Consider the following 7,734-nt stretch of genomic DNA (forward strand, 5'->3'; position numbering starts at 1 on the left):
CACCGCGTGACGGAGCAGTTCCCGCCCCGCGAAACCCGGATGGCGGAAGATCGTCGGGACGGGTATCGGCGGCGGGGCTGCGTGCCTCACACTCGGTGACGATCGCCCCTGGTCCGCCGGGGTGGCCGCGACCCCTGCGAACCCTCGCCTCGACTCACCCCGGGACAGCCGCCCATGCACATCACCGCGCTGGTGTTCATCGACATCGCGATCATCATGGTCGTCGCCCGGCTCTTCGGGCGGCTGGCCATCCGCATCGGGCAACCGCCCGTGGTCGGCGAGATCGTGGCCGGCCTGGCCATGGGCCCGAGCCTGCTCGGGCTGCTGCCGGGCGATCTGGACGGACGGCTGTTCCCGCCGGAGGTCCTGCCCTACCTGAACATCCTGGCCCAACTGGGCCTCGTGCTGTTCATGTTCATCGTCGGGCTCGAGCTGGACATGCTGCTCATCCGCGGCCGGGAGCGGACCGCGGGCACCATCTCGGCGGCCTCGGTCGCCCTGCCGTTCGCGCTCGGCGCGGGACTGTCGATCGTGCTGTACCCGCTGCACGACGAGACCGACGCGGGACCGGTGGCGCCGCTGGCGCTGGCCCTGTTCCTCGGCGTGGCCATGTCGATCACCGCGTTCCCGGTGCTGGCCCGCATCCTGACCGACCGGGGCATGCACCGGACGCCCATCGGGGTGCTGGCCCTGGCCTGCGCCGCGGTCGACGACATCATCGCCTGGACCCTGCTGGCCTTCGTGGTCGCGGTCGTCCAGGGCAACGGTCCGCTGGACGTGCTGCGCATCGTCATCCTGACCGCGATCTTCGCCGCCATCATGTTCGGCGTCGTGCGGCCCCTGCTCAAGCGGCTCAACGACTGGTACCAGCGGGTCGGCCGGCTCACCCCCGACATCCTGTCCATCGTGCTCATCGGCGTCCTGGCGTCCGCGTTCGTCACCGAGATCATCGGCATCCACGCCATCTTCGGCGCGTTCGTGTTCGGCGCGGTGATGCCCCGGCAGGGCGCGGCCGACCTGACCCGGGAGATCCTGGAGCGGCTGGAACAGGTCAGCGTCCTGCTGCTGCTGCCGCTGTTCTTCGTGGTCACCGGCCTGTCCACCAACATCCTGGGCCTGTCCGGCGGCGGTCTCTGGCAGCTGGCGCTGATCCTGCTCGTGGCCATCGGCGGCAAGTTCGTCGGCGCCTACGCCGGGGCCCGGGCGATGAAGACGCGGCCGCGGCAGGCGACGGCCCTCGGCCTGCTGATGAACACCCGCGGCCTGACCGAACTGGTCATCCTCAACGTCGGCAAGCAACTCGGCGTCCTGGACGGCGAGCTGTTCACCATGATGGTGCTGATGGCCCTGATCACCACGGCCATGACCGGACCGTTGCTCAAGCTGGTCTACTCCGACCGCCACATGCAGCGCGACATCGCCGAGGCCGAACGGGCCGCGCTGGGCGTCACCGATTCCTACCGCGTGCTCGTCGTGCTCGACGACGCCGACCGGGCCCGCGACCTGGCCCGGGTGGGCGCAGCCCTGCTGGGCAGCGGCCGGCCGGCGCAACTGGTGCTGACCCGCCTGCTGGTGCGGCCCAAGGCGCCGCTGGAGGTGGGTGCCCCGGTGGTGCCCGACCTGGCCCGGATGGCCAGCACCGTCGACGAGCTGAATGTGCTGGCCCGCGAGCTGGGGGCCGGTGGCGTCGACTGCTCGGTGCTCACCCGGTTCTCGGTCGACCCGTGGGCCGACGTCACGGCGCAGGCGGCGAGCGTCAACGCCGCGGTGGTGCTGGTCGCCGACTCTTTCCCGGCGTTCGCCGGTCCGGCCCCGGCCGACGCCGCGTTCACCCTGGCCGTGGCCCACGTGGCGGCTCCGTTGACGACCCCGGCGGCAGTCGGCGTCGTCGTCGACGGCGGCGCCGACGGGCACGTCGCGGTCGTGCTCGGCTCGGCGGCCGCCGCCCATCTGGGCGGACCGCTGCACGTCGCCGTGCCGGACGGGGGCCGGGCCGCCCGCCGGGTGTCCGCCGCCCTGTCGCCCCTGAAGGGCGGTGGGCTGGACGTCCGGCTGGTCGACGCGACCGACGAGGCGATGGTCTCGGATCTGGTACTGGTGGCCGACGGCGGCGCGTTCGCGGCCGATCTCGTGGGGGCCGGTCTCGCCGGCGGCGGCCGGTCCGCGGTGATCCGGGTGCGGGCCGGCCTGGACGACCGGGAGATCGAGCTGGCCGAGCAGCTGGCCAAGGTCGCGGCGGCCCCGGGAAGCTGACCGGCCGACCGGCCGGGGACGCCGTCGCAGGTCCCGGCACGCGTCGCAGGTCGAGGGGTGCCGTCGGCAGGTCGAGGGTCGCCGTCGCAGGTCCAGGTACGCGTCGTCGGTCGAGTGACTCCGTCGGCAGGTCGGGCCGGTCCGGTGCGGCCGGCCCGCCGGGACCGCGCCGATGGCGCGCCCGCGGGGTGTGCGGCGACTGCGCCGACCCGCTCGGACACCGCGGACGGCGGGCCGACCGGGTCACCGCCGGGGAGCGGCGCCCGACGCCCGGCACCCCGGCTCCGGTGGCGGCGAACCCGCCGCCCCCCGAGCCGGGGGTCGATCGTCAGAGGCGGGCGTGCGCCGATTCGAAGGTGAAGACGCGCCGGCCGATCCGGACGTGGGTGCCCGGGGTGAGCACGACGGGCCGCTGCGGCGCCAGCCGGGTCCAGCCGGACTGGCCGGCCGCGGCCAGGTAGGTGCCGTTCGCCGAGCCGCGATCCAGCAGCAGGACGTCCCAGCCCTCGAGGCGGATCTCCGCGTGCACCCGGGACAGCGTCCCGCTGTCGTCGTCCAGCCGGATGGGACGCAACCGGCTGGAGATGACGGCCTCGTCCACCTCCGGGTTGCGGCCCACCAGGTAGTTGTCGTCCAGGACGAAGGTGGCCCCGATGTCCAGCACCAGCAGGCCGAGCGGGGGCCGGCGGCCGTCGACCAGGACGCCGGTGCGCTGGTCCATCCGGATCCCGCAGACCGAGCAGAACGAGACCCGGGGATCGTTGTGGTGGTTGCGGGAGCAGCGGAAACCCTTGACCAGCACGTGGGCGGGGCCGGCGACGCCCGGTCGCGGCCGGTCCCGCTTGGCCGGCTCCTCGCGGTCGGACACCGGCAGCGGCGGCCGCGGCTTCTCGTGCTCGTGGGAGCCGAAGATCTGCTCGGACAGCCGGGGCGGCCGCAGCTCGACCGGCTGCTGGCTCGGGGGCGACGGGGGCGGGGCGGCCGGGGGCGCGACCGGCGGGGCGGCGACGGGGTCCGGAACCGGCGGCCCGGCGGGTGCGGCCGGGCCCGGCGTCAGCGGCGTGCTGATGAACTTGCGACCGTCCGGCACGGCGACCGGCGGGGTCGGCGCGGGACCGGGCGCCGGGGTCGGGGTCGGGGTCACGGGGGGCGCGGGCACCGGCACCGGCACCGGCACCGGCACCGGATCGGGGATCGGGTGTTCCGCGGTGGGCTCACGGTCGGGGTGGGCCGCCGGATGTTCCTGGGTGGACTCCGGATCGGCGGCCGGCGGCAGGGGCGTCTGCACGGAGGGGAACGGCGAGGCGTGCCGGCCGGCGGGCGGGGCCGCGGCGGTGGCCGGCGCGCCCAGCACGATGCCCTCACCGGGCACCAGGCCCTCCTTGAGCCCGGACCAGCCGAGGACGCCGACGGCGGTGCCGCCCTCCGCGGGATCGGCGGGCGGGCCGGCGGTCAGCACCACCGGGCCGGCCGGCCACGGCAGGAGCCGGTCGACGGTGAACGCCGCGGTCCGGCCGGAGAGCTGCAGGCGGTCGGCGTCCGGCGCGGGGGCCGATCCCGGCGGGGTCAGCTCGGCGACGCTGACGTCGCCGTGCAGGAAGACGGCGATGCCGTCCTCGGTGGCCGCGACCGTGCCGAAGCCGGGAACCGAGCGGGTGCGGACCACCCATTCGGTGAGCCGCCGGGCCAGGTCGCGGCCGGGGGCCGGAGCGGCGTCCACCGCGGCCTGCCGGATCAGGTCCAGCAGGTTCGCGGCGGTCGCCTCGCCGGCCGTGCCGTCCCGCCGGATGACCACGACGATGCCGGGCACCCGGGCGACGAGGTGGGCGCCCGGCAACACCTCCGCCCGGATGTCGTCGAAGCTGACTGTCACCAGAACCGGCCTCCCCGGAATCGCCATCGTGAGAAGAAGATCTGCACCGGACCGTTGACGACCAGGAAGATCACCAGCCAGGTGGTGATGAACTGGATCAGGAAAACCGACACCGGCACGTCGCCGACACCGGGAATCGCGCCGGCCTTGAGCAGGATCCAGACCAGCAGACCCTCGTTGATGCCGGTCAGCAACCCGAAGAAGGTCGGCCAGTCCTTCTCCCACCGGAACTGCTGCAGCCCGTGGTAGAGGAACTCCCACACGATGCCCAGCACCAGCACGGTGAGCAGGATGATGAACGTCATCCGGTACGACGGCCCGAGCGGCTCGCCGGTCGGCAGGAACGGGGTGATGATCAGCGTCCAGAGGCCGCCGACGACGAGGGTGAGCACGATCCGGGTCTGAATGCGCCCGTAGAGGGTGGGAACCATCGCCGCCGCCTCAGATGCTGCGGTGACGCGCCCAGCGCCACCACTGTCTGGTCGACGCCGCGACGCCGAACTTCTTGCAGAATCCGAGCTTGGCCAGGTCGTCGGCGATCTCCTGGGCCGCGATCTGCAGGCCCAGGAAAGTGTCGACGCCGGGGAAGTAGCCCCCCAGGGTGGCGCTGCCGGAGGCGTACATCCGGCCGGGTTGGCTGCGGGTGCCGATCACCTCGAAGGTGCGGTCGACGTCCAGCCGGCCGACCGGGTTCCGGCCGGCGCCGGAATGGTCGAGCAGGTCGGCCAGCACCCGGTGTTCGCGGATGTCGGCCTCCAGGCCGGTGCAGTCGATGACGAAGTCGGAGTAGATCTCGGCCGGAGCCGGTTGGCCCTTGATGGTGAGGTACGTCACCACGCCCTGGCCGTTCGGACCGGGGCGCAGCTCGCTCACCTCACCGGTGACGGTGCGGTACCAGCCCTCGCGCCGGCCCCGCTTGAGCTGCTCCTGCCAGTCCTTGCGGATCGGGGTATTGGTGCCGCCCATCTCCTTGTACGCCTTGGCCCGCTCCTCGCCCTCGAGGTTCCGGATCTTGGCCTTGAGCTGGCCGCCCCAGACCGACTTGGGGTAGTTGAACCCCTGGTAGGCCCAGCCGTCGCCACCCCGGCGGCGCTTGAAGATGTTCGGCCCGTGCGCACCGGTGATGTAGGTCCGGAACACGTGGATGATCTGGGTCTGCAGGTGGTTGCGGTCCCGGTCGTCGATCAGCCGCTGGAGCACCCGGGAGGCGACGATGCCGCCCCCGCGGATCACCACCGTGCCGGGCCGCAGCTGCAGCTGCTGGTAGACGTGCTCGTGCGGCTCGTAGGCGTTGACCACCCGGGACGGATCGCGGTAGTGCTCGCGGTACCGCTGGAGGTCGGGCAGCAGCTTGAGGCCGGGGTAGCCGATGGCGATATGCACGAACGGGCTGCGATAGGCCAGCCGCTTGGTCGGGGTGGCGCCGGCCGGCGGGGTCAGGATGGTGAAGTAACCGCCCTCCCGGCGCCGCCGCACCATCCGGACCTGGCCCTTGCGCACGCACTGCTGGTACCCGATCCGGTTCGCCTCCCGTTCCATCGTCTCGAACGCCTGGCCGGCCTTGGGCGTGTAGTAGTTCTCGATGATCGGTTCGGTCAACACGTTCCACAGTGGCTTGACGAACCCGCCGACGCTCTTGGCGCCGAACGCCTCGCGGACCGCGTACGAGGGGAAGCCCCAGATGTTGTCGGGGGTGGACTTGGAGTCCGAGCGCAGCCGCTCGGTCCGCGGGATCTGGGAGACGCGGGTCAGGTACTCGTAGCTCTGCCACGGCGTCTCCAGCTGGGTGAGCACCGTGATGTCCTGCGGGGCGACGCCGTAGATGCGCAGGAAGTCGACCGTGACGAACGATCCGATGCCGCCGCCGACCGTGACGAACTTGGTGTCGATGATCGGGATGCCCGCGCGCTGGACCATCTCGTCGGTCCAGATGTCGGACTCGATCAGCTCGGGCGTCAGGTCGCCGCCCGGCGGGCCGGCCGGGCGCGGCCCCGGCGGGTGGGGTCGATCCCCGGCCCGGTTCGGTGGCGGCTGCGCCGGCGGTGGCTGGTGGGGCGGTGGCTGGTAGGGCGGTGGCGCGGGTCGAACGGGTGGCTGGGTCACCCTGCTTCCCCCTTATGCAGGCATGCCGCGGGCCGTCTGGCTGGCCAGGACCCGAGCAAACGGACGACGGATGTGATCTTCACTCATGTGGACCCATAGGGTCCAGGCATAGGTGCAACCCAGGGTCAACTTGATGCAATCGCGGCCAAAGTCCCGCGGGTCAGGCGGACCAGGTCGGCCGGGGCCAGCTCCACCTGCAGCCCCCGCCGGCCTGCGCTGACCATGATCGTGTCGTGATCGGCCGCCGACCGGTCGATGACGGTGGGCAGCGCCTTGCGCTGGCCCAGCGGGGAGATCCCCCCGGCGACGTAGCCCGACGACCGTTCCGCGTCCGCGACCTTGGCCATGGCCGCCTTCTTGCCCCCGGCGGCGACCGCCAGCGCCTTGAGGTCCAGCTGCCCGGACACCGGCACCACCCCGACGGTCAGCCTCCCGTCGACCGTGACGACCAGCGTCTTGAAGACCCGCTCCGCCGGCCAGCCCAGGGCCTGCACGACCTCGTCCCCGAACGCGGTGGTGGCCGGGTCGTGGTGGTAGGGGTGCAGGGTGTGCGCGACCTTGGCGCGGGTCAGGGCCGCGATCGCGGGAGTCGGGGCGCCGGCCACGGGGGCACCCTATCCGGGCTGGACCTCGTGGGCGATCACCGACATCGAATCCAGGGTGGGTCCACCGAAGGAGGTGACCATCGCGACGTCGGAGGCGTCCCGGCCGCGGCCGATCAACACCCGCCCCGTGCGCCGCCGGTTGTTGCGCGGGTCGAACGTCCACCACCGGTCGCCGAGCCACACCTCCATCCACGCGGCGAAATCCATCGGCGCCGGATCGGCCGGCCCGTCCAGGTCGGGCAGGTATCCGAAGACATAGCGGGCGGGGATGTTCAGCGCGCGGCAGAAGGTGATCGCCAGGTGGGTGAAGTCACGGCAGACCCCGAACCCGGAGGTGTACACGTCGACCGCCGTCGAGGTCGGCGAGCTGCTCCCGTAGGCGAACTGCAGGTGGTCGTGCACGTGCTGACAGATGGCCGCGACGCGGCCGTAGCCGGGGGTCATGTGACTGAACCTGGCCCACGCCTCGTGGCCGAGCATGTCCGGCAGGCAGTACCGGCTGGGCATCAGGTACATCAGCACGTCGTCGGGGAGCGCGTTCGGCGCCCATTCCGGGGCCGAGAAGTCGGCGTCCTCGGGCGCATCCGGCACGGTCACCAGCGCCTGGTACCCGAAGCTCGACCGGCCGGGCGGCAGCACCATCCGGTGGCACCGGTTGTCGTAGATGTCCCGGTACTCGTGGGTCTCCTGCGGGGGATCGATGAACCACTGCTCGACCTCGATGGTCACGCCCTCACCGCCGAGCGGGGCCACCTGCACGACCGCCGGCGTCGCGTTCGTCGCGGTGTAGCGGAAGTCGCCGCCGACGGCGAGCCTGCGGGTGCGCATCGGCCCAACGTAGGCGGGTCACATGCCGATCATGTTTCCTCGCGCGGACGGCCGGGGCGGGCGGCCGGGGAC

The 7,734-nt window shown here is 72.6% G+C and carries 6 protein-coding genes; 1 reads left to right on the forward strand and 5 read right to left on the reverse strand.

What is annotated here, in order from left to right:
* Positions 1–174 precede the first annotated feature (174 nt).
* Entirely contained in the window at positions 175–2,253 is a 2,079-nt protein-coding gene (locus tag ACOJUF_RS07775; protein ID WP_420121283.1) for a cation:proton antiporter, read from the forward strand.
* Between the two features lie 328 nt (positions 2,254–2,581).
* Here ACOJUF_RS07775 and ACOJUF_RS07780 read toward each other — a convergent pair whose 3' ends face one another.
* The 5 genes from ACOJUF_RS07780 to ACOJUF_RS07800 all read right to left on the reverse strand — a co-directional run bounded on the left by ACOJUF_RS07780 (position 2,582) and on the right by ACOJUF_RS07800 (position 7,662).
* Positions 2,582–4,126, reverse strand: coding sequence for an FHA domain-containing protein (locus tag ACOJUF_RS07780; protein ID WP_420121284.1), 1,545 nt, complete (start codon positions 4,124–4,126; stop codon positions 2,582–2,584).
* Positions 4,123–4,557, reverse strand: a complete 435-nt coding sequence (locus ACOJUF_RS07785; RefSeq protein ID WP_420121285.1) for a hypothetical protein — start codon at positions 4,555–4,557, stop codon at positions 4,123–4,125. The genes ACOJUF_RS07780 and ACOJUF_RS07785 overlap by 4 nt, the downstream gene beginning before the upstream one ends.
* Before the next feature lie 10 nt (positions 4,558–4,567).
* Entirely contained in the window at positions 4,568–6,229 is a 1,662-nt protein-coding gene (locus ACOJUF_RS07790; RefSeq protein ID WP_420121286.1) for a hypothetical protein, read from the reverse strand.
* 125 nt (positions 6,230–6,354) lie between these two features.
* Positions 6,355–6,834, reverse strand: coding sequence for a Cys-tRNA(Pro) deacylase (ybaK, locus tag ACOJUF_RS07795; protein ID WP_420121287.1), 480 nt, complete (start codon positions 6,832–6,834; stop codon positions 6,355–6,357).
* A gap of 9 nt (positions 6,835–6,843) precedes the next feature.
* On the reverse strand, positions 6,844–7,662 hold the full coding sequence (locus tag ACOJUF_RS07800) for a transglutaminase-like domain-containing protein (RefSeq protein WP_420121288.1): 819 nt from the start codon (positions 7,660–7,662) through the stop codon (positions 6,844–6,846).
* Positions 7,663–7,734 lie beyond the last annotated feature (72 nt).

Origin of the sequence: Nakamurella sp. (assembly GCF_048594475.1) — a bacterium.
GTDB lineage: Bacteria > Actinomycetota > Actinomycetes > Mycobacteriales > Nakamurellaceae > Nakamurella.